Source organism: Pseudomonas sp. R3-57 (genome assembly GCF_051132065.1).
GTDB lineage: Bacteria > Pseudomonadota > Gammaproteobacteria > Pseudomonadales > Pseudomonadaceae > Aquipseudomonas.
Genome location: NZ_CP071655.1, coordinates 1,898,875 through 1,925,821 on the forward strand (window position 1 = coordinate 1,898,875; position 26,947 = coordinate 1,925,821).

The following is a 26,947-nucleotide window of genomic DNA, read 5'->3' on the forward strand; positions in this document are numbered from 1 at the left end:
GGTGACACACGGATAAGGGCCACAAAAAAAGCTCCCTTTTCGGGCAAAATCCGGTATAGTGCGCGCCGGCCTTTAACCGGGCCGCGTTTAGGTAGCGCAATTTCCCGAAGTCAGCTTCGGCTGCACGTCCGCACTGCGGGCTCTTCCTTGACGATTCATCTTCATTCATTCGTTTTCGCAAATCCCCGCCGACAAAGCTGCCAGGGCGACTCTTGAGTCTCAACACGGCATGCGCAGCTTTGGAGCATGGGTCTTTGCGGATGCACTTAGAGGCAGACCCATGACCCAGGAAACCGGCGGATTCGCCGCTTTTAATCTCAACCCGAATATTCTTGCAGCCGTCGCAGCGACTGGCTACGAAGAGCCTTCGGCGATTCAGCAGCAATCGATCCCGATCATCATGGCCGGCCAGGACATGATTGGCCAGGCGCAAACCGGTACCGGTAAAACCGCCGCGTTCGCACTGCCTATTCTGCACCGCATCGATCCTGCCAAGCGCGAACCGCAAGCCCTGATCCTGGCGCCGACCCGAGAGTTGGCGCTGCAAGTAGCAACCGCTTTTGAAACCTACGCCAAGCAAATGCCAGGCGTTACTGTCGTGGCCGTTTACGGCGGCGCGCCGATGGGCCCGCAACTCAAGGCTATCCGTAATGGCGCACAGATCGTTGTCGCCACCCCGGGTCGTCTGTGTGACCACCTGCGTCGCGACGAGAAAGTCCTGTCGACCGTGAACCATCTGGTTCTCGACGAAGCTGACGAAATGCTGAAGCTGGGCTTCATGGATGACCTGGAAGTCATCTTCAAGGCTCTGCCAGCGACCCGTCAGACCGTTCTGTTCTCGGCGACCCTTCCGCAGTCGATCCGCGCCATTGCCGAACGCCACCTGCGCGATCCGCAACACGTCAAGATCCAGACCAAGACCCAGACCGTTACCGCGATCGAACAGGCTCACCTGTTGGTTCACGCTGACCAGAAGACCTCGGCCGTGCTCAGCCTGCTGGAAGTCGAAGACTTCGACGCACTGATCATGTTCGTGCGCACCAAGCAAGCGACTCTGGATCTGGCCAGCGCCCTCGACGCCAAAGGCTACAAAGCCGCGGCGCTGAACGGTGACATCGCCCAGAACCAGCGTGAGCGCGTCATCGACTCGCTGAAAGATGGCCGTTTGGACATTGTTGTCGCCACCGACGTTGCTGCCCGTGGTCTGGACGTTCCGCGCATCACTCACGTGTTCAACGTGGACATGCCGTACGATCCGGAATCCTACGTGCACCGTATCGGCCGTACCGGCCGTGCCGGTCGCGAAGGTCGTGCGCTGCTGCTGGTGACTCCGCGTGAGCGCCGCATGCTGCAAGTGATCGAGCGCGTCACCGGTCAGAAGGTTGCTGAAGTCCGCCTGCCGGACGCTCAGGCCGTTCTCGATGCACGCATCAAGAAACTGACCAACAGCCTGTCGCCGCTGGTTGGCGATGCCGAGTCGACGCACGGTGATCTGCTTGATCGCCTGACCGCTGACATCGGTTGCACTCCACGTGCACTGGCTGCAGCGCTGCTGCGCAAAGCCACCAACGGTCAAGCGCTGAACCTGGCGGCGATCGAGAAGGAACGTCCACTGGTGCCGAACAACGCACCGCGTGGCGACCGTCCTGAGCGTTCCGGTGATCGTCCTGATCGTGGTGACCGCGAGCGTCGCGCGCCAATGCCTCTGGGCGAAGGCCGTGCTCGTTGCCGTACCGCGCTGGGCGCGCGTGACGGTATCGCAGCGAAAAACCTGCTGGGCGCGATCCTCAACGAAGGTGGCCTGGCCCGCGAAGCGATCGGTCGCATCCAGGTGCGTGACAGCTTCAGCCTCGTCGAGCTGCCGGAAGATGGTCTGGACAAACTCCTGACCAAACTGAAGGACACTCGCGTTGCTGGCAAGCAGCTCAAGCTGCGTCGCTACCGCGAAGATTGATCCGCTCTCGGGCTGATTGATCGCACATAAAAAATCCCCGACTGGTTCGGGGATTTTTTTTGCCTGTCTTTCGGGTTCACACAAAACCCTGTGGGAGCCAGCCTGCTGGCGATGGCGTCAGCCAAAGCGATAGATATCCATCCCCAACGCTCCCATCGTGAACCCCTTGTGCGCCACGCTGAACTCACCTCCGGCACCCCGCGCGAAGTACAGCGGCAACAAATGCTCATCACTCGGATGACTGCGCACCGCATGCGGCGCCTGCTGGCGGTAATCGTGCAACGCCGTCTCATCATCGGCTGTGAGCTTGTCGATCATCCAGTCACGAAAATCCCGCGCCCACGGCTCGACGCTCTCGGGGTCGGCATGCCAGTCAAGTTCGCGCAGGTTGTGAGTGATGCTGCCAGAGCCGATCAACAGAACGCCCTGATCGCGCAGGCTCGCCAGCGCGCAGCCAACCCGCGTTTGCAGCGCCGGTCCCGCACGACTTGGCAGCGACACCTGCACCACCGGAATGTCCGCTTGCGGGTACATCAAGGATAATGGCACCCAAACGCCATGATCGAACGGGCGTTGCGGGTCGAGGCGCGCCGGCAGGTGGTTGGCGGTCAGCAGGGCGGCGACCTCGGCGGCCAGTTGCGGATTGCCCGGCGCCGGGTACTGCACCTCGAACAATGCACGAGGAAAACCGCCGAAGTCGTGCCAGGTTTCCGGTCGCGGATGACTGCTGACCAGCAACTCCTGGCTCTCCCAATGCGCGGAAACCACGACAATGGCTTTGGGTTTTGGCAGTTCGGCCGCCAGCCGCGCCAATGCCGGGCCGCTGGCGCCGGGTTCCAGGGCCAGCATGGGTGAGCCATGGGAAATGAACAGGCTGGGCAACATGGTTGATTCCTGAGGATTAAGATGGCTCATCTTCGGTCAGTTGACTGATTTGAATCTAATATAAGTTTTCGCGGTTTTTCATCGATTTTTCGGGAGTGATGCATGCAGCCTGAGTTTTGGTACAAGAAATGGGATTCGAACCAGATCGGCTTTCATCAGCCCGAGGCCAACCCCTATTTGCGACGCTATTGGCCCGACCTGTCGATTGAGCCCTTGGCGCGGGTGCTGGTGCCGCTGTGCGGAAAAAGTCTGGATTTGCTGTGGCTTGCCGAGCGTGGCCATCAAGTGTTCGGGGTTGAGCTGTCGGAGAAGGCGATCGAGGGCTTTTTCAGTGAGCATAAGGTTGAACCGCAGATCAGCCAGAAGGGCGCTTTCAAGGTTTACCGCAGTGATGCCATCGAGCTGTGGTGCGGTGACTTCTTTGCGCTGACGGCGCAGGACGTTGCCGATTGCACGGCGTTGTACGACCGCGCCGCGCTGATCGCCTTGCCGGCGCCGATGCGTGAACGTTATGCGGCGCATCTTCAGCAAATCCTTGCGCCCGGCGTGCAGGGGTTGTTGATCACCCTCGATTACCCTCAGGCGCAAATGCCCGGGCCGCCGTTTGCGGTGGATGATGACGAGGTGCAACGCTTGTTCGGTGAGGGCTGGCAGGTGCAGAGGCTGGAAGAGCAGGATGTGTTGGCCGTAAGCCCGAGGTTTTCCGATGCGGGGGTGACGGAGTTGGTGGAGCGGGTTTACCGCGTGTCTTCCACATAGTTCTGTGCAGGCAGTTCCGGCTTCATCGCGAGCAGGCTCGCTCCCACAGGGTTATGCGGTGTTGATGCCATCTGTGGCACAACACAATGCCCCTGTGGGAGCGAGCCTGCTCGCGAAAGGGCCGGCATTGTCGACGCATAATCCAGCGATATAAAAAAAGGCCCGCATCACTGCGGGCCTTTTTTTTATCGCTTTCGGAATCAACCGCGACGACGCAATGCGTCGATACGCTCTTCCAACGGCGGGTGGCTCATGAACATGCGGGCAAAGCCCTGTTTGATGCCACCGTTGATGCCGAACGCATTCAGGGTGTCCGGCATGTGCACCGGCAGGCCCTGTTCGGCGCGCAGGCGTTGCAGTGCGCCGATCATCGCGTTGGTGCCGGCCAGTCGGGCGCCGGCTTCGTCGGCACGGAATTCGCGCTTGCGCGAGAACCACATGACGATCGCGCTGGCGAGAATGCCCAGTACCAGTTCGGCGAAGATCGTCGCCACGTAGTAGGCAATGCCCTGGCCTTCTTCGTTCTTGAAGATCACCTTGTCGACGAAGTTGCCGATGATCCGTGCGAAGAACATCACGAAGGTGTTCACCACGCCCTGGATCAACGCCAGCGTGACCATGTCGCCATTGGCGACGTGGCCGATCTCGTGGGCCAGCACGGCTTTGACTTCATCGGGCGAAAACCGCTCGAGCAGGCCCTGGCTGACCGCGACCAGCGCGTCGTTCTTGTTCCAGCCGGTGGCGAAGGCGTTCGCTTCGTAGGCCGGGAAAATACCCACTTCGGGCATCTTGATCCCGGCTTCGCGGGACAGTTGCTCGACGGTTTGCAGCAGCCATTGCTCGTGCCGGGTCCGCGGCTGGCTGATGATCTGGGTGCCCGTGCTCATCTTCGCCATCCACTTGGAGATGAACAGCGAGAACAGCGAGCCGGCGAAACCAAAGACGGCACAGAAAACCAGCAGCTGACTGAGGTCGAGGTCGACCCCGTTGGCCGCCATGAACCCGTTGAAGCCGAACAGGCTCAGGGTGATGCTGGCTATCAGCACGACCGCCAGGTTAGTGGCCAAAAACAGCAGGATGCGCATCATGGTTGTAGAAATCTCCTCAAGCTAAAGATGTAGCGTACTGCGGGGTATATAAGGTGCTGCACCGGGCTATTCAACTGAGTGACTATTTCAAACTGTGTCCTACAGTGAATTCTTCAGTGCCGGGCACATTTCCCACGTCAGATCAGGACAAGGATGACGGGCAGTCGCGACCCGTCGCCATTACCCCGGACGCTGTCAGCGGGCACGAAACGCAAGTGTAGAAGGCCTGTGCGCAGGCGGAACGCAGAAGTGTTGCTGAATCAGACAGTGCGCAACATTGGGCTGTTGCGCACTGCTGGCCAGTTACTGGCGGTAGGACTTGAGGAAGTTACCGATGCGGCCGATGGCCATTTCCAGATCGTCGACGCGGGGCAGGGTGACCACACGGAAGTGGTCCGGCCATGGCCAGTTGAACGCCGTGCCTTGCACGACCAGCAGCTTTTCCGAAAGCAGCAGGTCGAGGACGAATTTCTCGTCGTTGTGGATCGGGCAGACTTTAGGGTCGATTTTCGGGAACGCATACAGCGCGCCCATCGGCTTGACGCAGCTGACGCCAGGAATGTCGTTGAGCAATTCCCAGGTGCGATTGCGCTGTTCCAGCAGGCGACCCTGCGGCAGCACCAGATCATTGATGCTCTGATAGCCGCCCAGCGCGGTCTGGATTGCATGCTGGCTCGGCACGTTGGCGCACAGGCGCATGTTGGCCAGCATGTCGATGCCTTCGATGTAGCTCTGGGCGTTATGTTTCGGCCCGGAAATGGCGATCCAGCCTGAGCGGAAGCCGGCCACGCGGTAGGACTTCGACAGGCCGTTGAAGGTCAGGCAGAGCAGGTCTGGCGCCAGCGAGGCGGTGCAGATGTGCACGGCATCATCGTAAAGGATCTTGTCGTAGATCTCGTCGGAGAACACCACCAGATTGTGCGCCCGGGCGATTTCCAGCATGCCCAGCAGCACTTCCTTCGAATACACCGCGCCGGTCGGGTTGTTCGGGTTGATGATCACCATCGCTTTGGTGTTCGGGGTGATTTTGGCCTTGATATCGGCCAGATCGGGGAACCAGCCGGCGCCCTCGTCACACAGGTAATGCACGGCGTTACCGCCGGCGAGGCTGACGGCAGCGGTCCACAGCGGGTAATCCGGGGCCGGCACCAGCACTTCGTCGCCGTTGTTGAGCAGCGCCTGCAGCGACATCACGATCAGCTCGGACACGCCGTTGCCCAGGTAAATGTCTTCGATGCCGACGCCTTCGACATTCTTCTGCTGGTAGTACTGCATGACGGCTTTGCGCGCACTGAACAGGCCTTTGGAGTCGCTGTAGCCTTGCGCGGTCGGCAGGTTGCGGATCACATCCTGAAGGATTTCGTCCGGCGCTTCGAAACCGAACGGTGCCGGGTTGCCGATGTTCAGCTTGAGGATGCGCTGGCCTTCCTCCTCCAGACGTTTGGCGTGCTTGAGCACCGGGCCGCGAATGTCGTAGCAGACGTTGGCGAGCTTGTTCGATTTGCTGAACTGCATGGCGATGTGATCCTGAAAATGAACGATCCAGGCGGCGAATGGACAACCGTACTGGGAATCCTGCGTCTTCACACAGGCGGACCGATCGAGCCGTGGCTCGGAGAATCCGTTTGAATGCGCCCGGTCTGGCTGCCAGACTGGTGCGTGACGAGGCGCAATCATACGTGCCGCCCGATCCGTGGAAAAGGTACAGATCGGGCTTTTTCAGCCGCTGAGGTGTGATGATGGAAAAGTTGCAAAAAACCCTGGAAGAATGGAAAGCCATGCTCGATCCGGAGCAGTACAACGTGTGCCGCCTCAGTGCCACCGAGCGCCCGTTCTCCGGCAAATACAACGACACCAAGACCGATGGCGTCTATCACTGTGTCTGCTGCAACGAGCCGCTGTTCGATTCCACCACCAAGTTCGATTCCGGCTGCGGCTGGCCGAGTTTCTACGCGCCGATCGGCGAAAGTGCGATGACCGAAATCCGTGACACCAGCCACGGCATGATCCGCACCGAAGTGAAGTGCGCGCGTTGCGATGCGCATCTGGGCCACGTGTTCCCGGACGGCCCGCCACCGACCGGCCTGCGCTACTGCATAAATTCGGTGTGCCTGAATCTCGAACCACGCCAGTAAGCACCAACAGGGCGACCGGCGGGTCGCCTTTTTATGGGGTAATTAAATTGCACACAATTGAATTGCTCGCTATGTTTGCTCTTTCCCGACCTTCCGTGGAGCCCGACACATGAGTGACAACCTGCTGAACATCCCCTGCACCACTATCAAGGGTGAGCAAAAGACTCTGGCCGATTTCGCCGGCAAAGCGGTGCTGGTGGTCAATACGGCGAGCAAATGCGGCTTCACTCCGCAGTACAAAGGCCTCGAAGAGCTGTGGCAGACCTACAAGGATCAGGGGCTGGTGGTATTGGGCTTTCCCTGCAACCAGTTCGGCAAGCAGGAGCCGGGCAACGAAGGCGCGATCAGCGAGTTCTGCGAATTGAATTTTGGTGTGAGCTTCCCGCTGTTCAAAAAGGTCGAGGTCAACGGCGCCGGCGCTCACCCGTTGTTCGTGCAGTTGAAGAAACGCGCGCCCGGCGTCCTCGGTTCGCAAGGCATCAAGTGGAACTTCACCAAGTTTCTGATCGGCAAGGATGGCCAGTTGGTCAAGCGCTTCGCCCCCGCAACCAAGCCGCAGGACCTGAGCCGCGAGATCGAAGCTCTGCTCAAATGAACAGCCTGCCGCTCGTTTCGCTGAAGCTCGACAGCCAGTTGTGCTTCAAGCTGTATGCCGCTTCGCGGGCGGTGATTCGCGCCTACAAGCCGATGCTCGATCAGCTCGGCCTGACGTACCCGCAATACCTGGCGATGCTGGTGCTGTGGGAATGGCAGGACGTCGCTCCGCAGCAACCGACCGTCAAAGCCCTGGGCGAACGTCTGGTGCTGGATTCGGGCACGTTAACGCCGCTGCTGAAACGTCTGGAGCAATTGCAGTTGGTGCAGCGCCAACGTTCGGCCCGCGACGAACGTGAAGTGCACTTGAGCCTGACGCCTGAGGGACAGGCGCTGCGTGAACAGGTAGGGCCGCTGAAGGCCCGCCTGTTATGCGACAGCGGGGTGGATCTGGACCGGCTCAACCAACTGCGCGACGGCCTCGACCACTTGTTGGGACAGATCAAGGCGCTGGGGTAGGCGGCACCCACTGATCGAGCAGGGCCGCCAGCTCCTCGCGGCGGAACGGCTTGGCCAGATAATCGCTCATGCCGGCCGCGCGGCAGCGTTCGCGCTCCTCGGACATGGCGTTGGCGGTCAGGGCGACAATCGGCAGTTGCGGCCAGCGTCCGCTCTGGCGGATCTGCCGGCTCGCTTCGTAACCGTCCATCACCGGCATGTTGCAATCCATCAGCACCAGATCGAAATCGTTGAATTCAAGCTGATCCAGCGCTTCGGCGCCGTGGGCAGCGACGACGACTTCGCAACCCAGCTTGCCGAGCATGCCCTTGGCCACCAGCTGGTTGACCGGGTTGTCCTCGACCAGCAAGACCCGCCCGCGAGTGTTTGCGGTCGATGCGTCTTGCTGCGCATCGTTGATCGCGACCACTTCTGGCTGCAAAGTGCGTCGCAGGTTCTGATAAAGCGCGTTACGTGCCAGCGGGCGTGCCTGTTGTTGCAGAGGGGCGAGGGCGGCGGCTTCTTCGCTCGGCAGGAAACTGCCGTAAGCCGTCACCAGCAGGATCGGCGCGGTGATGGCCGGTCGCAGCCCGAACAGACACTCCGGGCAATCGGTAATCAGCACGTCAGGTTTCAGGCCGAGCAGCGAATCGTCGATGGTGCGCTGCGTGTACTCCAGGCCCCAGACCGGCAGCAAACTTTGCAGCAGCTCCGCCAGGCCACTGCTGGCTGCGGTAATGGCCAGAATCTTGCCTTGCAGCGGCGCCGGCGCCAGGGCGCGGGTATGACAGGGCAGCGGCAGCTCGGCGCAGAACTGACTGCCGAAACCGATTTCGGAACTGATCGTCAGCCGGCCCTGCATCGCTTCGCAAAGGTTGTAGGTCAGCGCCAGCCCCAGCCCGGTACCGCCGTATTGGCGGGTGATACCGGCGCCGGCCTGGGTGAATGGCTGGAAGATTTTCAACTGCGCTTCCTGAGCGATGCCGATGCCGGTGTCGCAGACTTCGATGCGCACGCCCTTCTTGTAAGTCGACAGACGCACGTCGACCCGGCCGAAGCGGGTGAATTTCAGCGCGTTGGACAGCAGGTTGCTGACGATCTGGCGCACCCGGGTCGGGTCGCCAAGCACCAGCGCCGGAAAGTGCGGATCGATCAGGCAGGTCAGTTCGACGCTAGGCGCGGCGTTCTGTGACAGCAGGTTGGCGGTGTCTTCGATCAGCGAGCCGAGGTCGAACGGGATGTGTTCGAGCTCCAGTTGCCCGGCATCGAATTTCGACAGATCGAGAATATCGTTAAGCAGCTCGACCAGCACCTTGCCCGAGTCATGGGCGATCGATAGCTGTTGCTGCTGTTCGGCATTCAGCGGGCCGTCGAGCGACAGCGCGATCATCCCCAGCAAGCCGTTGAGCGGTGTGCGGATTTCGTGGCTCATGTTGGCGAGAAACGCCGAGCGCGCTTCGGCCATGTCCAGCGCGGTGCTGCGCGCGACTTCCAGTTCCTGGTTGGACTGGCTGAGCCGCGCATTGATCGCCTTGAGTTCGGCAGTGCGCGCCGAGACGATGTTTTCCAGTTGACCGAGATAGTCGGTCAGACGGTTTTCCGCATTACGCCGCTGCTGGATCTCGGTGGCTATGTTCTCGAATTGCTGATTGGCGACTTTGACCAGCACGCCGATTTCATCGTTGGCATGGCCCGACGGGCATTCCAGAGTGGTCGGCTCGGCGCTGCGCGGGTCGCGGCCGCTGAGTTCGCGGATGACCCGCACCAACGGCTTGGTCAGCATCACGTAGAACAGCGCGAGCAGAATGCCGGTCAGCAACAGGCTGCGGGCGAAACCGTTGAGCAGGGTGATCTCGGCCCGGCGCAGGAACCGGCTGCCGAAGGCGTAGGTGTCGACTTCCAGACTCAAGACGCCGAGCGATTCGTTGGGCAGATGATCCAGGTACAGGCGATCCTCGAACTGGCGCTTGGCGCCAAACAGGAAATCGCTGATCACCCGATAGCCGCTTTGAAGCTCCGGGCGCTTGACGTTGGCCAGCACCGTGCCGTTGTTGTCGGTGAGGGTCGCCGAGATGATCGCCGGCGAGCGCAACAGGCCCAGGGTCAGTTCCTGCGCCAGTTCGGCATCGATGTTGTAGGCGATGCGCGAGGCCGGATTGTGGCTGATTTCCAGCAGCGACAGGATTTCACGGTTGATGGAGGCGTCTTCGCTGGCATAATCGATGCCGATTTGCAGCAGGCTGAGCAGCGTGCCCAGAATGAACCCGACCAGCACGGTAAGCCTGGCTTGTTTGAACGACAGCCGGTGGGTGAATTTGATATCCATGGGGTGTTGAACCACTTCCGTTTCCCTTCGCTGCTCAAGCATAGTCGATCATGTATGGATACCGAGGTTCCCGAATCGCCTTGTAACAAGGCTTGCTCGGGTGATTTGGGTCTGTGTGTCGTCGCTGGATCGTCATCATTACTGTGAACGTGCCCGAGGAGAAGACGTGGATTCCCGATTGAATGCTTTTCTTGAACGCGCCGAGTCGGTTCTGGCGCGCATCGAACCGTTGTTGCCGGCGCCACGGCCGGTGATCGACTGGGGCACCTGCCTGGCCGCGCGCTGGCAGCGCGACGGGCGCAGCGGCTATCTGCTGCCGCTGGAAGTCAGCCTCGACATGCGCTTGTCCGACCTGATCGGTGTCGACCGGCAACTGGAACAACTGGGCCGCAACACCCGACAATTTCTCGATGGCATGCCGGCCAACCATGCGTTGCTCTGGGGCTCGCGCGGTACCGGCAAGTCGTCGCTGGTGCGCGCGCTGCTGGCGGAACACGCCGCAGCGGGCCTGCGCCTGATCGAGATCGAGCGCGACCATCTGGCGGACCTGCCGCGAGTGGTCGAGCAGATCGCCAAACTGCCGCAACGCTTCGTGCTGTTTTGCGACGACCTGTCGTTCGAATCCGGCGAAGGCGATTATCGCGTGCTGAAAAGCGTGCTCGACGGCTCGCTCGAGCAGGCGCCGGACAACGTTTTGCTGTACGCCACCTCGAACCGCCGCCATCTGGTGCCGGAAAAGGAAAGCGACAACGAAAACTGGAAACGCGTCGACGGCGAACTGCATCCCAGCGAAGCCGTTGAAGACAAGATCGCGTTGTCTGACCGTTTCGGCTTGTGGCTGTCGTTCTACCCGTTTACCCAAGAACATTTCCTCAACGTCGTCGAACACTGGATCGGCCAGTTGGCGACCAAGGCCGGCCTGAGCTGGCAGCGTGACGAAGCGCTGGACATTCTCGCCGTGCGTTGGGCCACCGGCCGCGGCAATCGCAACGGACGTTGCGCGTATCAATTTGCCCGCTATTGGGTGGGCCTGAAATTGCTGGAGCACAAGGCATGATCGATTTGCAACAAAGTGGCCAGGGCCTTGAAGGCTATGGCCTGTTGGCGGCACAACTGGAATCGCTGCTGGCGGACGAGCGCGATTTTATCGCCAACGCCGCGCAGTTTTCGGCCTTTCTGTTCAACCAGCTCGATGACCTGAACTGGGCCGGTTTTTACCTCAATCGCAACGAGGAGCTGGTACTCGGCCCGTTCCAGGGCCAGATCGCCTGTGTGCGCATTCCGTTCGGTCGCGGTGTCTGTGGCGCGGCGGCAGCTACACGGCAGACCCAGCGCGTCGAAGACGTGCATGCCTTCCCGGGACATATTGCCTGCGACAGCGCTTCCAACAGCGAACTGGTCGTGCCGTTGGTCAAAGAGGGTCGCCTGATCGGTGTGCTTGATCTCGACAGCCCGAAACTTTCGCGTTTCGCTGCGCAGGATCAGGCCGGCATCGAGCAACTGGCGGCGATTTTCCTGCGTCTGACCGACTGCTGATCACGGATCGAGGCCAGCCTTGAGCAACAGGCTGGCCGGGTCGACGCTGTCGATCTGCGCCGGGTCGAGAAAACGCTCGGCGTACTGCCGGTACACGCCTTCGCTGATGAACAGGCCAAACAGCTGCGCATCAATGTGCGCTTCGCGGCACATGGTGGCCATGATCGCCAATGCCTCGCTGAGAGTCTTGGCTTTCTTGTACGGGCGATCGGCGGCGGTCAATGCTTCGAAGATATCGGCAATCGCCATCATCCGCGCTGGCAGGCTCATTTCGTCGCGCTTGAGACGTTTCGGGTAGCCGGTGCCGTCCATTTTTTCGTGATGGCCACCGGCGATTTCGGCAATGCTCTCGAGGTGGCCGGGGAAGGGCAGGTGGCTGAGCATCATGATCGTCTGCACCATGTGATGGTTGATCACGTACCGTTCCTCGCGGGTCAGCGTGCCGCGCCTGATGCTCAGGTTGTACAGCTCGCCGCGATTGTATTTGTAGCGCGGCACATCGAGCTTGAAACCCCACGGATTGTCTTCGGGAATCAATTCGTTGGGGTCACGTTCGAGCAGATGTTCGGGCTTGTCCGCCAACAGCTTTTCCTTGGTCGGCAAGCTTGGCGCCGGTGTCCGCGCTTGCCGCCGGTTCTCCTCCCACGACACGCCCAGACGGTCATCCAGCGTACGCATCCAGGTGCGCTGCGCCAGTGTGTTCAGACGCTGCAGATCGGCGTCAGCCATGGCCTCGCTGCCCAGGTTGCAACGTGCAACAAACGCAAAATCGTCATCCAGCGCCGCCAGTGTCGTGTCGCGCAGGCCGGCCAGGGCGGACTCCTCGCCGCCCATGGCAAGTGCCTGCCAGTAGCCGACCCAGGCATCGCGCTTGAGCACTTCGAAACGCGTGCGGATTTCGTGGATGCGGTCGTTGATGGTTTCCAGTTTGGTGGCCTTGTCGACCACGTATTCCGGCGTCGTCACCTTGCCGCAGTCGTGCAACCACGCGGCGATGTGCAGGGCTTCCCATTCATCTTCGCTGGGCTGGTAGGCACGGAAGGCCGGCGCATCGCTCGCCGCTGCCGCCTGAGCCAGCATCAGTGTCAGCTCCGGCACGCGCTGGCAATGCCCGCCGGTGTAGGGGCTTTTCGCATCGATGGCGCCGGCCAGTAATTGAATGAATGCATCCAGCAGTTGCTTCTGCCGCGCTTGCAGACGCTGGCTCTCGATGCTCACCGCGGCTGCTCCTGAAACGGCCTGCAAGAAGGCGATGCGATCAGGCCGCAGTTTTTCCAGATCGGCTGTGGTGCCGCTGTCGTCGACCAGCAGAATCAGCAGACCGATGGTTTCGTCATGGCGATTGTGCAGACGAATGCCGATCAGATGGATGCGCGGCGCTTGCATCGCCAGCAGGACTCTTTGCAGGTCCCCGGCCTGATCGAAACCCAGATGGCTGACGACATTGCTGGCGCTGATCAATTGCTTGAACCACTCGGGACCGTCGGTGTGTTGCAGGTCGTGGCCGTGTATGTCGAAGTTTTCCAGCGCCTGGGGTGCGCCGTCTATGACTAAGCCGTAAGGCTCCATGCGCGTGCTGTCGCTTTCACGCAGGTAGATCAGCCCGGCCTGCGCCTGGGCGATCTGCACGGTTTCGAACAGTACCCGCTGCAACAGAGAGGCGAAGCGCGTTTCCGCGCCGAGGGTGTCGGTGATGCGGAAAAAACTCGCCAAGGTGTCTTTCATCCGCGCCATCGACACGCTCAACTGATCGACTTCGAGCACCGGTGAGCGGCGTGCCGAGGGAAAGTCGAAATTGAAACTGCGGATCGCGTCGGCTTCCTTGACCAGCGCGTGCAAGGGCTTGACCAGAATCCGCGAAATCACCCAGCCCAACGGCAGGCACAACAGCAGGATCGCCAAGGTGATCAGTGCGCCTTGCCAGCGCAAGCGGTAAGCGTCGACGAGCAGTTCGTCTTCCGGCACCAGCAACGCCAGTTGCAAACCCTTTGGCCCGCCTTCCTCGACGGTGCTGCGCGCGACAATCCACTGCCGGCCTTCGGCGCTCACACGATTGCTGGTCTGGGTGCCGGTCAGCAGTGCATGCAGGGCAGGGCTCAGATCGGCGGCCTTGGCCAGGCTCGCCGCGCTGCCGTCGACGATCAGGCGTTGGCTGTCCGGGTAGGCCACGGCGTTGCCGTCTGCATCGAACAGGGCGATCTCGGTGGACGGCGTGACCACATGCTTGCTCAAGGTTGCCGACAGAGCGACCAGTGTCAGGTCGGCGCCGATCACGGCGTTGTCGCCACTGCGTCGGGCCAGGGTGGTGCCGACGTTGTGCGTGGAGAAAAACACATAGGGCTCGGTGGTGATCTGCTCGTTCTGCTCGTGCGCCTGGGTGAACCAGGCGCGGCTGCGCGGATCGTAGCGGTCGGCGAGATTGTCCTGACGACCGACCGGCAGCAGCGCCGGGTCGAAAAACAGCGACTGCGAGTGCAGGTTGCCCTGCGCATCATGCTCGATGCTCCAGACCTGAAACGCTGCGGCCTCGGGCGCCTTGAGCAAGGTCTTGAGGGCGGCGCTGCGCAATGGCCGCACCATGAAAAAGTCGCCGTTGGCATAACCCAGGTACAGCGAGGCCAGGCTCGGGTTGTCGGTCAGCGACTGGCTGAAGGGGCGTAGCAAGGGCAGGCGTTGCTCAAGGCTGGCTGCCTGCGCGGCCGGATCACCGGCCAGCAGGCTCAGCAGATGGCGGATCGGTTGATAGGTGGCGGCCACGTCCAGACGCACATCCTGTTCGATGCGGTTGAACAGTTTCTCGCTGCTCGACAGGATGATCTGCGTGGTCTGGCGGTAATTGAAAAGCCCCAGCACGACCCCGGTGAGCAGCAGCAGGCAGGTGAACATGACGCTGATGTGCACGTGCAGCGGTAACCGGCGTTGTTCCGGGCGCAGTGGGCTGGGCATTTCTGGCTCTCCATGATGTTTAACTCACTGCTCAGCACCCAGCATAGTTAAGGCAAGCTCATTGTGCTTTGCTCCGACAGTGTCAATTGTTGCTGCAAAGCCTGCTCCAGTTCGAGCATCGCCCGGTCGGTCGCTTCGCAGTGGCGGGCAAGCTCGGTTTTTTCCGCGGCGTTGGCGCAAGCCTTCTCGAGGGCTTCGCAACATTCGATGACCCGTGCGGCCTGCGCAATCCGCGCGGCGCCCTTGATCTTGTGCGCAACCGCCGCCAGTGCCGCGCGGTCATTGGCCGGTGTTAACGCCAGCAGCTCCTGGCGGTCAAGGCGGCTGCTCTTGAGCAACTCGGCCAGCAGGCGTTGGGTCTGCGCCGGGTTGCCAGCGGTCAGCATGTCGAGATTTTGCAGATCGAACGCCGGGCTTGCTGGCGCCGGGGTGATGCCGTCGACCCATTCACTGAGCAGGCTCAGACTCAGCGGTTTGAACAGACAATCGTCCATGCCGGCCTGTTTGCAACGCTGGACTTCTTCCGGTTGCGCATTGGCGGTAAAGCCCAGCACCGTGCAGGGCGGGCAACGCGTCTGCGCTTCATGCTGGCGAATGGCGCGGGTCAGCTCATAGCCGTTCATCAGCGGCATGTTGCAATCGACAATCACCAGATCGAAGTGGCCGGCCTGCCACAATTGCAGACCGACGCAGCCGTTTTCGGCGACGCTGAAACGATGGCCGAGAAACTCTAGCTGCTGGCACATCAGCAGGCGGTTGGCCGGGTGATCATCCACCACCAGCACGCACAGGGGCGTTCGCGCTGTTTTGATTACAGCTTCGTTTTTGCTGGCGCTCACCTGTGCCGGCAGCGTTTCCACAGCCAGCGTGATGCACACCTGAGTGCCGATTCCCGGCTGGCTGCTTAATTGCAACTGGCCGCCCATCATTTCGCACAGGTTACGACTGATCACCAGGCCCAGACCGGCGCCGCTTCGAGCTTGTCGATGGCTGTTCTGCGCCTGGGCAAATGGCGCGAACAGGCGTTGCTGATCTTCAGCGTTGATACCGACGCCGCTGTCCTGCACGGTCAGTTGCATCAGCGCACGGCCGGGCACTTCGGTGTTGATCAGATCGAGGGTGATCCTGACATGACCCTGCTCGGTGAATTTGATCGCGTTGCTGACCAGATTCGACAGCACCTGCTTGAAGCGCAGCGGGTCGAGATAGACATCGACGGCCAGTTCCGGTGGATTGAGCACGGTTTGCAGGACGAGGTTTTTCTGCCGGGCGAGGCCATCGAAAATGCGCGTGACCGATGCCACGGTGTCGACCAGGTTGACCCGCTCCGGACACAGGCTCAGGCGCCCGGATTCGATGCGTGCGATGTCAAGAATATCGCCGATCAGACCGAGCAGATCCTTGGCCGAATGGTAGGCGGTGTCGATCGAAGAACGATCCGGGTGTTGTTGATCCATGCGTTTGAGGGTCAGTTCGAGCATCCCGATCACCGCGTTCATCGGTGTGCGGATCTCATGGCTCATGGTCGCCAGAAAGGTGCTTTTCGCCCGGTTGGCCTCGTCCGCCTGCTCCTTGGCCGCGCGCAATTCATCGAACAACTGACGACGCTCGCTGATGTCGATCCAGCCGCCGATGATGCCCTGCACAGCGCCGCTGGAATTGCGGTACGGCAATATCCAGTGATAGATCGTCAGGCGGCGGTTGCCGATGTGCAAAGGCCGGTCGACCACCATCGGCATGCCTTCGGCAACCACTCGCTGGTAATCGGCATGAAAGGCATGGGCCTCGAAAGCATTGCTCAAAGTGCCCTCAATGACGCTTTTGCCGATCACGTCCTCACGCTTGGCAGCAAATGCTTCGAGGTAGCTTTCGTTGCAACTTTGCAGCAAGCCCTGGCGGTCGCGCACGTAAATCGGGTGCGGCGTGCCGTCGACCAGTGAGCGCATGAACTCCAGTTGATCGTTCAGCGCCCGTTCGGCGGCCTGGCGCTGTTTGATCTGGTGGCGCATGTAGGCGTTCCACGCCAGTAACAGCAACAACAGCAGACAGGCGCCGAGAATGACCTGATAGAACAGGCGCTGATAGTTGTGCCAGATGTTCTGCGAGGCGGTGGAGTAACCGCGCCAACGGCCATTGATAACGCCCAGTTCATCCGGTGCGATGCTCAATAGCGCCTTGTTGATGATTGAGGTCAGTTCGGTGTTGTCACGCGCCGTCGCCAGTGAAAATGCAGCCTGACTCGTACCAATGGTGGTGGTGATCTGCAGCGGCTGATTGAAGATCCGCGAGGAAATGAAATAGTTGGCGATGACCAGCGAGTTCACCGCGCCGTCGACCCGTCCTTCGGCAAGTAGCGACACTGCGCTGAAGGTGTCTGCGGTTTCAATCAGATGGATGCGCGGATATTCCTCGCGCAGGTAGTCGACCATTGGATTGCCCTGGGCAATTGCCAATTGCTTGCCGCGCAACTGGCCGAGATTGGTCGGGCCGTCGGCGCTTTTGCGCGTGAGCAACACATAGGAGTTTTCCAGATAGGGCCGACTGAAACTCAAGTGTTTCTCGCGTTCTTCCGACGGCAGCAGCGCGGCGATCAGATCGGCTTGATGGCGATCGATCTGCTCGATCATTTCCGCGTCGTTACGGCTGCGCCGAATCTCGAAGCGCAGGCCGGTACGCAGGCGGATCAGCTCGAGCAGGTCGGCGCTGATGCCGCGAAAATTACCGTCGTTATCAAAGAACGTCAGGGGGGCAAAGGCCTCATTGACCACCACGCTGACCACCGGATGCTGTTTGAGCCAGGCTTCTTCGCGCTCGGTCAGTTGCGGTTTCTGCTCGCTGAGCAGCAGATCGCTACCGGCGCTCCAGCGTTTGGCAATACTGTCACGTTCACTGGCCGGCACGGCTTTGAGCACGTGGTCGATGATGCTTAATAGTTGCGGGTTGCTGCGGCGCACGGCGAAGCTGAAACCCTGGGCTTCCTGCTTGCCGAAATTGGCCATGCGCACGTTGTTCAGGTAGCCCTTGTTGATCATGTAGTGAGTGGACAGGGTATCGCCGAGAAACACATCGGCCTGATCGAACGCCACCGCGTTGATTGCGTTCTGGTAGGAGGGATAGCAGGTGATGAGCGCTTTCGGATACAGCGCCTTTATTTCGGGCAATGGCAGATAGTGATAAACCATGCTCAACCGCAGCCCGGCGAGACCTTCGCTGAGCGAGCGGGTTTCGTCCTCGCGGGTGACCAGCACCGGTTGATCAAATGCGTAAGGGGTCGACAGGGCGAGGTTGGCGTTGCTGGCTTCGAAGCCGTTGGCGGTCCCGAGCAGGTCGACCTGGCCATCGAGCAGGGCGCGAATTGCCGCATCGCGTGAAGGGAAGCGCTGCACCCGGATCGGCAGACCGGTGGCCTGGCTCAGCAGTCCGGCGTAGTCGGCGGTGAGGCCTTCGTAATCCTTGCCGCTGACCGTCATGTCAAACGGCGGGTAGTCGGGCGCCGAGGTGCCCAGCACCAGTTCGTTGCGTTCCAGCAGCCACTGCCGCTGTGGCCGGTCGAGCATCACCGTTACTGCTTCGCCCGCCGACCGGCTGAGCAGGGCGTAGTCCGGCGAGGCGGCGGTCAGGGCGAAGACGTTTGCGCTCAGCAACAGTCCTGCGCTCAACGTGATCAGATAGTCCTTCAAACGACTGGGCATGCTGGCTCTCACACGAGTGCGTTGCGTTTGGCCATCTCGATAAGTTCTACAAGGGATTTGGCTTTGAGTTTTTGCATCAGGCGTTTCTTGTAAGTGCTAACGGTTTTATTACTCAGAAACATGCCTTTGGCGATTTCCTTGTTGGTGCGGCCCTGGGCGAAAAGTTGCAGGACCATCAATTCGCGATCGTTAACGGTTTTGAACAGTTCAAGTTCGGCATAACGGACGTCGTCATTGCGAACGGGGTTCAACGCTTGACTGGGAAAGTAGTTGTATCCGGAAAGTACCGCTTTGATCGCACTGACCAGCTCGCTCAGGTCTTCCTGTTTGCAGACATAACCCGAGGCGCCGGATTGCATGCAGCGAATGCCGAAGAGGGTCGGGCACTGTGCGGTCAGGATCAGGATTTTCAGCGGTGAACCCATGGCGTTGAAGCGGGCCAGTACTTCCAGGCCGTCCAGCTTGGGAATGCTGACGTCGAGAATGACCAGGTCGGGCATGCATTCGCGGACCATCTGCATGGCGTCGACTCCGTTATCGGTCTCGCCGACGACCTTGTAACCTTCATGTTCGAGCAGCATTCGAACGGCGAGACGGATGACGGGGTGATCGTCGACAATAAAAACGGAGTTCATAATCAAATCCCATGCGAACACGAATAAAGCGCGCACCTTAGCTCAGTTGCATGAGCACTCGCAGGGAGTGACGGGGTCTGGGTCATGGTATCGGATAAGTCCTACAATCATTGAGGACGCGGACTACAGTTGAACTGGGTTTGGCGTAAGGAAGTGCGGGATCGGGGTGGGCTTTTAGTTTGGCTTGATCAAGTTGTAAGTGTTGGCGGGGATCGCGTTTTTTTATTGTTTAAAGTTATGGGTGTTTGGGTTTTATTTTGGGTGAATATCCGTTGCTGCGGTGACGGCTTCTTATGGTTTCGCCCTTACGGCGAGGCACTTTTTCCAGACGCCGAAAAAGTACCCAAAAAGGCTTGCTCCTGCGTTCGGCCCTCGCAGGCTCGGGTCCCTTCGCTCCGGGATCGATCCGGGCGCAGCGGATACGGTTTGCTGCGCTGCACCTACGTCCGCTGTGTCTGGCTGCGCCAGACGGTCGCTGCGCTCCCACGCCCGGATCAATCCCTCCGCTCAGCCTTCCGATGTCGCTGGTGACGCAAGATCAAAAGCACTCGAGCTAACGCTCATTGTTGAGTGGTGAGAAGCGTCGCATGGCTTTGGATTTGTGGTGGTGCTGCCGCTCACCCCAGCCCTCTCCCGAGGGAGAAGGAGCCGATCGGTGTGCTTTTCAAGTGTTGGATTCAACTCGATACCCTGGTCGGCGTAACTTTCGAATTCACCTCGATCAGTCCCCTCTCCCTCCGGGCGGTCCGACGTTTCGGGAGGGCTAGGGTGAGGGGCTTTTGATGTTGCCGGTACATGCAGGCCTCAGTGGCTGGAGCGTCCGGTCATTTCCAGTGCCATGTCGCTGGCGTAGCTGTCGGTCATGCCGGCGATGAAGTCGATCATGCGCAGGAATGAGGTGTGTAGCGAGCCTTGCGGGTCGGGGGCGTTGCTGCCGAGCAGGTCGAGGATGCGCCGGCTCTTGAAGGACGGGGTGCGGCCGTTGTGTTGTTCCAGTGCGGCGCCGCAGAAGGAGTTGAGGAGGATTTCCAGGGTGGTGTAGGCGCCGATTTCGTGCAGGGTCTTGCGTTTGTCCTGGAAAATTTTCTTGCGTGCGATGTCTTTGGCGTTCAGTACGCAGCGTTTGGCCGGGCCGTGCATGTGTTCGACCAGGTCGCCGTGCAGGGTGCCGGCGAGTAGTGCGTCCTGTTGTTCGACGAAGGCGCGTGCGGCGGCGTTGGTCAGGTGTTCGATGGCTTTGCCGCGCAGGATCGCCAGTTTGCGTCGGCGTGAGTCTTGCGGGCCGAGCAGGCGATAGGTTTCCGGCAGATCATCGCCGACCAGGCCGAGCAGCAGCGCTTCGACTTCGGCGTATTCCAGCAGCTCCATTTCGAGGCCGTCTTCAAGATCGATCAGCGCGTAGCAGATGTCGTCGGCGGCTTCCATCAGATACACCAATGGATGGCGCGCCCAGCGCTGGTCTTCGATTTGCGGCAGGCCGAGTTTGTGGGCGATCTGCTCAAGCAGGGGCAGTTCGCTCTGGTAGCAGCCAAATTTATGTTTCTTGTAGCCCAGCGAGTCGGCGTGGCGTGCAGTCCACGGGTATTTCAGGTAGGTGCCAAGCGTGGCGTAGGTCAGGCGGGTGCCGCCGTCGAACTGGTGGTATTCCAGTTGCGTAAGGACGCGGAAGCCTTGGGCATTGCCTTCAAAATTGAGAAAGTCGCCGCGTTCGGCTTCGCTCATGCCATCGAGCCAGCCGCGACCGGCGGCCTGCTGGAACCAGTGGCGGATGGCGTCTTCACCGGAATGGCCGAAGGGCGGGTTGCCGATGTCGTGGGCCAGACACGCCGATTGCACGACCATGCCGAGGTCGGCCGGGTCGCACCATTCGGGCAGCGCGCTGCGCAGGGTTTCACCGACGCGCATGCCCAGCGAGCGGCCGACGCAGCTGACTTCCAGCGAGTGGGTCAGACGCGTGTGGATGTGGTCGTTGCTGGTGACCGGGTGCACTTGGGTCTTGCGCCCGAGCCGGCGGAAGGCGCCGGAGAAGATGATCCGGTCATGGTCTTTGTGAAAAGGGCTGCGGCCGAGTTCTTGCGGGCTGTGCAGCGGCTTGCCGAGACGTTCGCGGTTGAGCAGGGTGTGCCAATCCAAGGCTGTTTCTCTCCGTCAGGTGACTAGGGGCGTTGGCCCCTAGCTTCCCGGTTCGCGCTGGCCCCTGCAAGCGGAACTACAGACCGGCCGCGTCGATGTCGATCAGCAGCAAGCGCTCGCCATTGTCGAAAAACTGCCCGGCGGTGAGGCAGTACTGATTGCTGGTGGCATCGCGGTAAGTGCTGGACAGGGTCAAACGGCGTTCCTCCCAGCCTTCGGCGAGCAGATGATAGAAGTACGGGCGCCACGACCAGTTATGGCCCAGGTATCGGTTGTCGGCGACCCAGCGATGCTGGCGCCATTCCAGGTTCGGCGTCAGTTGCGTGCCATGGCGATCGCACTGATAAAAGCGCAGCAGCCAGGGGAAGGCATCCAGTTGTGGCAGTGCGCTCAGTGGTGCGTGGGCCTGCGCCCAGCTTTGCAGGATCGACATCAGTTCGGCCAGTTGCTGGCGCATCTGCATCAGCCGCCCGCGCTCGGCGAGTTTCTGCCGCACATAGCGCTGACGCAGCTCGGCGAAACGCTGCACGAACGCGTCGGTGGCGAAGAACGCCTCTTGCGCCCGGGCGAAGAGAAAACCCTGCACGTAACGCGATCCGCATTCCAGCGCAAAATTGAGCTGCGCTTCGGTCTCGACGCCTTCGGCAATGATCCAGCAGCCGGTCTTCTCGGCCATTTGCGCCAGCGCCTTGACCACGTCACTGCTCGGCCCTCCCAAGGCTGCGGCCTGAAACAGACGCATGTCGAGTTTGAGAATGTCCGGTTGCAATGCCAGCACCCGATCAAGCTGGGAATAACCGGCGCCGAAGTCGTCGATAGCGATTCTGGCACCAGCCTCGCGATAACGCGCGACCACCTCGGCCAGGCGCTGATCATTGCCGCCCAGTTCGGTGATTTCGAAGACGATGCGCTGCGGATCGACACCATGACGCGCCAGTTGCCTGAGGCTGGGCAACGCCTGCCCGGCGCGCAGGCGACTGATCCAGCGCGGCGACATGTTCAGGCTGAGAAACCAGTCGGAGGGCGCTTCGTGCAGGCGGCTCAAAGCGTTGTCACGGATCTGCCGGTCGAGGCGACGCAGGGCAATCGCAGGCGTACGCGGATCGGCGAACAACGGCCCGACCGAAGTCAGTTGGCCGTCAGCCTGGCGCAGGCGGCCCAGCGCTTCGACGCCTGCAATCAGTCCGGTGGCGGTATCGATGAACGGTTGAAAGCAGGCGAGCGGTTGCCCGTCGATCACGGGGCCTCCTTGGTTCTTGTTTTGATGAACCCCGATGGCTGCGTAGGCGTGCGGGATTGAACCTGCGGATAACAGGTTCATCCCGCCGTCAGTGCAAGAATGTAGCCAGATGGATCACTTCAACGTTTAGCCGAACTCTGCATGACCAGTTTGATCAGCGGCCCCAGCGTGGTGCCGAGCCGGATCAAGCGGCTGACCCCACCGGCGCCGCCGCTTTTCGCGCCTTTGCCGGTGAGAAAGCCCAGCAGCGTAACCGCTGCCACGCCCCACAATGGCGCGTGTTTGATACCGAAGCCGCTGTGCAGACCCTGCGTCATGCCGCGCACGCGCTGCAAAGGCTGCAGAACCTGCCCGGCCTCATGGCGGATTTCCTGGCGATGCATTTCCATGCGCAGGCGAATCAGCGCCTTGCGCATTTCCCGGCGCGAGCTGTTATGCGGCAATTGAGGATGGCTCATGGCAACAGGCGCTCCCGGTCGTTGGCCAGCTCTTCGAGCGTGCCGTGGAAAGGCGAGGACTCGTCGAAGATCGCCGCCTTGAGGCGCAGCCCGCAGAAGATCGAGGCCAGGGTATAAAACACGCACAGGCCGATGATCGCGGCCAGACGATACGTGTCCCAGAACAGGATCATCACCAGCGTCGATAACCCCACCAGCAACAACAGGGCAAAGACCAGCGCCAGCCCGGCGAACAGCAGCAGGCTGACGGTGCGGGATTTCTGCTCCTGCAATTCGATGCCGAACAACTCGACATGACTGTGCAACAGACCGAGAACGGCGGCGCCCAGGCGTCGCGTGGAAGAGGCGGTGCCCGCAGTCGGGCCGGATTCACCGATCGACATGATCAGCGCCGAGTGGCCAGCAGGCCAATCAGAAAACCGACGCCGGCAGCAATGCCGACCGACTGCCATGGGTTGGCCGACACGTATTCCTCGGTGGCGGTGACAGCGGCCTGACCGCGTTCGCGCAAGCTGTCTTCGGTCAGTTTCAGGGTTTCGCGGGCACGCAACAGGCTGTCTTGGATCTGAGCACGCAGCTCATCGGCCTGATCACCGGCCAGGGTGGCGGTGTGCTCGAGCAAACGCTCGGTGTCGGCGACCAGGGTCTGGAAGTCGTTCATCAGGATGTCTTGAGCAGTCTTTGCCTTGATGCTGGCCATTGGGTGGATCTCCGTAGTGACGTCTGAAGCGTTCGAGTATGAGCCTTGCGCGAAGGTTCAGTAGAAATGACTGGTACGACAATTGCTGTGTTGTGGTGCGTCGCCCGGCCATTGTGCGCTGTTGCCGGGCGTACGCCACGGGAAACCTTGTCCCGAATGATCGCGGTTCGTGTCAGCACATCGACCGGGTGCGCCAAAGCAGTTCGCTGAAGATGCCATTCGGTGCCTGCCTGGTCGCAACTTGGTGCATGAAATGTGCGCATGAACCGCTTTGGTGCCTTTTCTGCCGTTAGGTCTGCCTGCTTATGGAAAATCTGCAAAGCGCTGTGGACACGTTGGTCCACAGTTCCAATACCTTGTTCATTCTGATCGGTGCCGTGATGGTACTCGCGATGCACGCCGGTTTCGCCTTTCTGGAGGTCGGAACGGTCCGGCAGAAAAACCAGGTCAACGCGCTGGCGAAAATTCTCAGCGATTTCGCCGTCTCGACGCTGGCCTATTTCTTTATAGGCTATTGGATCTCTTACGGTGTGACGTTCATGCAACCGGCAGCGGTGCTGAGCGCCGATCACGGTTACGGACTGGTGAAATTTTTCTTCCTGCTAACGTTTGCTGCGGCAATCCCGGCGATCATTTCCGGCGGCATCGCCGAGCGTGCGCGCTTCGTGCCGCAATTGTGCGCCACGGCATTGATCGTCGCGTTCATTTACCCGTTTTTCGAAGGCATGATCTGGAACGGTAACTACGGTCTGCAAGCCTGGCTGACGGTGCAGTTCGGCGCCGCGTTCCATGACTTTGCCGGTTCCGTTGTGGTGCATGCCATGGGCGGCTGGCTGGCGCTGGCGGCCGTGTTGCTACTCGGGCCGCGCAATGGCCGCTACCGCGATGGGCGTCTGGTGGCGTTCGCACCGTCGAGCATTCCGTTCCTGGCGCTGGGCTCGTGGATTCTGATTGTCGGCTGGTTCGGCTTCAACGTGATGAGTGCGCAGACGCTGCAAGGCGTCAGTGGTCTGGTCGCGGTCAACTCGCTGATGGCAATGGTCGGCGGCACAGTGGCGGCGTTGATCGTCGGGCGCAATGACCCAGGCTTTCTGCACAACGGCCCGCTGGCCGGGTTGGTGGCGGTCTGTGCCGGTTCCGATCTGATGCATCCGGTCGGCGCGCTGGTGACCGGGGCGATTGCCGGCGCTCTGTTTGTCTGGTGCTTTACCGCCGCACAAGTGAAATGGCGCATCGACGATGTTTTGGGTGTGTGGCCGTTGCACGGTTTGTGCGGCGTATGGGGCGGAATCGCCTGCGGGATTTTCGGCCAGACCGCGCTCGGCGGTATCGGCGGGGTCAGCCTGATCAGTCAGTTGATCGGCACCGGGCTTGGCGTCACGGTAGCGCTGCTCGGCGGCTTCGTCGTGTACGGCGTGATCAAGGCATTGCATGGTCTGCGCCTGAGCCAGGAACAAGAGTATTACGGTGCCGATCTGTCGCTGCACAAGATCGGCGCGGTGAGCCAGGATTAAGTCTCGGCATCGTCGGTACCGGGATAAAAACCGTGCAGCAGGCGATAGCGGTCGATGCGCAGTTGATCGACTTGTTCCTGCACCTTATGTGCGGGCAATCCGAGCATGATCAACGCGTGAGAGGCGAGCATCAGGCTTGACTCCAACAGTTCCGGCACCACTTCGGTGGCGCCGGCGGCTTTCAATTCGGCCCACTGGCTGTCGTCGCGGGTGCGCACCAGAATCGGCACATGGGCATTCAGCCGCCGGGCTTCCTTGAGGATGCGCAGGGCGATATCGCTCTGATCCACGGCGATTACCAATAGTCGCGCGCGTAACAGGCCGACGGCGCTCAGCAGGTCGCCACGCGACGAGTCGCCGTAATGCACGTCACTTTCGCCATGGGTGGCTTCCTGTACGCGCACCGGGTCGTTGTCCAGGGCGACGTAGGGTTGTCTGGCATTGCTCATGAACCGCCCGATCGATTGGCCGACACGGCCGTAGCCGCAAATCACTACGTGTTGGTTGAGGTCGGCATTGAGCGCGCTGATTTCTTCAATCTGCGCTTCCTGATTGGGTTTGCGATGCAGCGCTGCGGCGATGCGTGGCGCTGCACGCAGCAACAGCGGGGTCAGCAGCATCGAGCAGAATGTCGCCGCCAGCAGCAGGTCGCCCAAGCCCGCGGGCAGCATGCGGTTCTGTTGCATCTGCGCCATCAGTGCAAAGCAGAACTCGCCGCCCTGAGCCAGCGCCAGACCGCTACGCCAAGCGGTTTCGCTGTCGCTGCCGCGCCATTTCACCAGCAAGGCCACGGCGATGCCCTTGATCACCATCAAGCCGACGGTGAGGCCGAGGATCGCCAGGCTGTGGCTGAGGAACAGTTGCAGGTCGATCAGCATGCCGATGCTGACGAAAAACACCCCGAGCAGGATGTCGCGAAAGGGCCGGATATCGGCCTCGATCTGGTGTCGGTAATGGCTTTCGCCGAGCAACATGCCAGCGAGAAAGGCGCCAAGGGCAGGGGACAGGCCCAGCAGGTGGGTCAGCCAGGCAGTCAACAGCACGATCACCAGCGCCAGCAGTACAAACAATTCTGCCGAGCGCGAGGCCGCGACTTCGTGAAACAGCCGCGGCAGCAACCAGCGACTGGCCAGCAGCAGGCCGACGAACAGCACCACGGTTTTCCCCAGCGTCAGCGGCAACGCCCAGTACCACGCTTGCTCGCTGCTGCCGGCGAACACCGGGATCAGGGTCAGCAGCAACACCGCCACGACATCCTGAAACAGCAAAACCCCCACCGCATTCTGCCCGTGGCTGCTGAACACTTCGCCGAGGCTGCCCAGCTCCTTGGTGACGATTGCCGTCGACGACAGCGAAAGCCCGGCGCCGAGCAGCAGCGCAGGTGTGACCGGCATGCCCAGCAGTATCAACAGCAGCCCGAGCAACGCGGTGCTGATCAGCACTTGCTGACTGCCAAGGCGAAACACGACCTGGCGCAGGGCAATCATCTTCGACAGGGAAAACTCCAGACCCAGCGAAAACAACAGAAACACCACGCCCAGCTCGGCGACGTCCGGCAGGTGTTCGCTCTCGTTGACCCAATCGAATGCGCTTGGCCCGACCAGCAGTCCGACGCACAGATAGCCCAGCACTGGCGGCAATCGCAGCCGTCGAAACAGGGCAATCACCACGAGGGACGAGGCGAGGATGATCAACAGATTGGCGAACACTGGACACTCCGGCGGCGGCTTCAGACTTTTCAAGCGTAGAAGCAAAAAGACTGCAAGCATCGCGCAATCGGCTTTTCTGCGAACTGATGTGCGTCAGGGTTTTGCCAGCGTTGCGCTGTTGCGACGCTGGAGCCTTTGGGCGGTGCTGGCTCGACGGGTTTTGCGCGCAAGCCTAGAATGGAGCCCCACTCATTTTGCGGTTGCG

Annotated in this window: 21 protein-coding genes; 8 read left to right on the forward strand and 13 right to left on the reverse strand. The window is 60.8% G+C overall.

Annotation, left to right across the window (positions count from 1 at the left end):
- Positions 1–280 precede the first annotated feature (280 nt).
- Positions 281–1,954: a DEAD/DEAH box helicase gene (locus J3P93_RS08705; RefSeq protein WP_090284939.1), complete on the forward strand. Its 1,674-nt coding sequence runs from the start codon at positions 281–283 to the stop codon at positions 1,952–1,954.
- Between the two features lie 117 nt (positions 1,955–2,071).
- Here J3P93_RS08705 and J3P93_RS08710 read toward each other — a convergent pair whose 3' ends face one another.
- Positions 2,072–2,839 carry a DODA-type extradiol aromatic ring-opening family dioxygenase gene (locus J3P93_RS08710; RefSeq protein WP_434596604.1) on the reverse strand — a complete coding sequence of 256 codons (768 nt, stop codon included), beginning with the start codon at positions 2,837–2,839 and terminating at the stop codon, positions 2,072–2,074.
- Between the two features lie 102 nt (positions 2,840–2,941).
- On the opposite strand from J3P93_RS08710, the gene J3P93_RS08715 reads away from it, so the two are divergent.
- The gene (locus J3P93_RS08715) at positions 2,942–3,598 is read left to right on the forward strand and encodes a thiopurine S-methyltransferase (RefSeq protein ID WP_434596606.1); all 657 of its coding nucleotides are present in this window, start codon (positions 2,942–2,944) and stop codon (positions 3,596–3,598) included.
- Between the two features lie 200 nt (positions 3,599–3,798).
- Here J3P93_RS08715 and htpX read toward each other — a convergent pair whose 3' ends face one another.
- Together htpX and J3P93_RS08725 are read right to left on the reverse strand one after the other, a co-directional pair.
- Entirely contained in the window at positions 3,799–4,686 is an 888-nt protein-coding gene (gene htpX / locus J3P93_RS08720; RefSeq protein WP_123466521.1) for a protease HtpX, read from the reverse strand.
- A 303-nt stretch (positions 4,687–4,989) separates the two neighbouring features.
- Positions 4,990–6,201, reverse strand: coding sequence for a pyridoxal phosphate-dependent aminotransferase (locus J3P93_RS08725; RefSeq protein ID WP_025113152.1), 1,212 nt, complete (start codon positions 6,199–6,201; stop codon positions 4,990–4,992).
- A gap of 224 nt (positions 6,202–6,425) precedes the next feature.
- On the opposite strand from J3P93_RS08725, the gene msrB reads away from it, so the two are divergent.
- From msrB to J3P93_RS08740, 3 genes are all read left to right on the forward strand, one after another.
- Positions 6,426–6,821: a peptide-methionine (R)-S-oxide reductase MsrB gene (gene msrB, locus J3P93_RS08730; protein WP_434596610.1), complete on the forward strand. Its 396-nt coding sequence runs from the start codon at positions 6,426–6,428 to the stop codon at positions 6,819–6,821.
- A gap of 109 nt (positions 6,822–6,930) precedes the next feature.
- Complete coding sequence (locus tag J3P93_RS08735) at positions 6,931–7,416, forward strand: glutathione peroxidase (protein WP_093099714.1); 486 nt, start codon at positions 6,931–6,933, stop codon at positions 7,414–7,416.
- Positions 7,413–7,874: a MarR family winged helix-turn-helix transcriptional regulator gene (locus J3P93_RS08740; protein ID WP_434596612.1), complete on the forward strand. Its 462-nt coding sequence runs from the start codon at positions 7,413–7,415 to the stop codon at positions 7,872–7,874. Before J3P93_RS08735 ends, J3P93_RS08740 begins: the two co-directional genes overlap by 4 nt.
- On the opposite strand, the gene J3P93_RS08745 is transcribed toward J3P93_RS08740, so the two are convergent.
- Positions 7,858–10,179 (reverse strand): response regulator, encoded by a 2,322-nt coding sequence (locus tag J3P93_RS08745; protein ID WP_434596614.1) that lies wholly within the window; start codon positions 10,177–10,179, stop codon positions 7,858–7,860. The two genes, J3P93_RS08740 and J3P93_RS08745, sit on opposite strands and share 17 nt — an antisense overlap.
- A gap of 166 nt (positions 10,180–10,345) precedes the next feature.
- Between J3P93_RS08745 and J3P93_RS08750 the strand changes: the two genes are divergently transcribed.
- Positions 10,346–11,236: an ATP-binding protein gene (locus J3P93_RS08750; RefSeq protein ID WP_434596615.1), complete on the forward strand. Its 891-nt coding sequence runs from the start codon at positions 10,346–10,348 to the stop codon at positions 11,234–11,236.
- Positions 11,233–11,715 carry a GAF domain-containing protein gene (locus J3P93_RS08755; RefSeq protein ID WP_434596617.1) on the forward strand — a complete coding sequence of 161 codons (483 nt, stop codon included), beginning with the start codon at positions 11,233–11,235 and terminating at the stop codon, positions 11,713–11,715. The genes J3P93_RS08750 and J3P93_RS08755 overlap by 4 nt, the downstream gene beginning before the upstream one ends.
- On the opposite strand, the gene J3P93_RS08760 is transcribed toward J3P93_RS08755, so the two are convergent.
- The 8 genes from J3P93_RS08760 to J3P93_RS08795 form a co-directional block, all read right to left on the reverse strand.
- Positions 11,716–14,661: an HD domain-containing phosphohydrolase gene (locus tag J3P93_RS08760; RefSeq protein WP_434596618.1), complete on the reverse strand. Its 2,946-nt coding sequence runs from the start codon at positions 14,659–14,661 to the stop codon at positions 11,716–11,718. It abuts the gene before it with no gap.
- A 47-nt stretch (positions 14,662–14,708) separates the two neighbouring features.
- Positions 14,709–18,353, reverse strand: a complete 3,645-nt coding sequence (locus J3P93_RS08765; protein ID WP_434596620.1) for a transporter substrate-binding domain-containing protein — start codon at positions 18,351–18,353, stop codon at positions 14,709–14,711.
- A gap of 8 nt (positions 18,354–18,361) precedes the next feature.
- Entirely contained in the window at positions 18,362–18,988 is a 627-nt protein-coding gene (locus tag J3P93_RS08770) for a response regulator (protein WP_434596622.1), read from the reverse strand.
- Between the two features lie 804 nt (positions 18,989–19,792).
- A complete protein-coding gene (locus tag J3P93_RS08775; RefSeq protein WP_090284911.1) occupies positions 19,793–21,121 on the reverse strand; it encodes a deoxyguanosinetriphosphate triphosphohydrolase in 1,329 nt (442 codons plus the stop codon).
- A 76-nt stretch (positions 21,122–21,197) separates the two neighbouring features.
- Positions 21,198–22,361, reverse strand: coding sequence for an EAL domain-containing protein (locus tag J3P93_RS08780; RefSeq protein ID WP_434596623.1), 1,164 nt, complete (start codon positions 22,359–22,361; stop codon positions 21,198–21,200).
- A gap of 119 nt (positions 22,362–22,480) precedes the next feature.
- Positions 22,481–22,819, reverse strand: coding sequence for a hypothetical protein (locus J3P93_RS08785; RefSeq protein WP_090284907.1), 339 nt, complete (start codon positions 22,817–22,819; stop codon positions 22,481–22,483).
- On the reverse strand, positions 22,816–23,202 hold the full coding sequence (locus J3P93_RS08790; protein WP_090284905.1) for a phage holin family protein: 387 nt from the start codon (positions 23,200–23,202) through the stop codon (positions 22,816–22,818). The genes J3P93_RS08785 and J3P93_RS08790 overlap by 4 nt, the downstream gene beginning before the upstream one ends.
- 2 nt (positions 23,203–23,204) lie before the next feature.
- Entirely contained in the window at positions 23,205–23,519 is a 315-nt protein-coding gene (locus J3P93_RS08795) for a DUF883 family protein (protein WP_434596627.1), read from the reverse strand.
- A 305-nt stretch (positions 23,520–23,824) separates the two neighbouring features.
- On the opposite strand from J3P93_RS08795, the gene J3P93_RS08800 reads away from it, so the two are divergent.
- Complete coding sequence (locus J3P93_RS08800; RefSeq protein WP_434596629.1) at positions 23,825–25,033, forward strand: ammonium transporter; 1,209 nt, start codon at positions 23,825–23,827, stop codon at positions 25,031–25,033.
- Here J3P93_RS08800 and J3P93_RS08805 read toward each other — a convergent pair.
- Positions 25,030–26,742 carry a cation:proton antiporter gene (locus J3P93_RS08805; protein ID WP_434596630.1) on the reverse strand — a complete coding sequence of 571 codons (1,713 nt, stop codon included), beginning with the start codon at positions 26,740–26,742 and terminating at the stop codon, positions 25,030–25,032. The two genes, J3P93_RS08800 and J3P93_RS08805, sit on opposite strands and share 4 nt — an antisense overlap.
- Between the last annotated feature and the right edge of the window lie 205 nt (positions 26,743–26,947).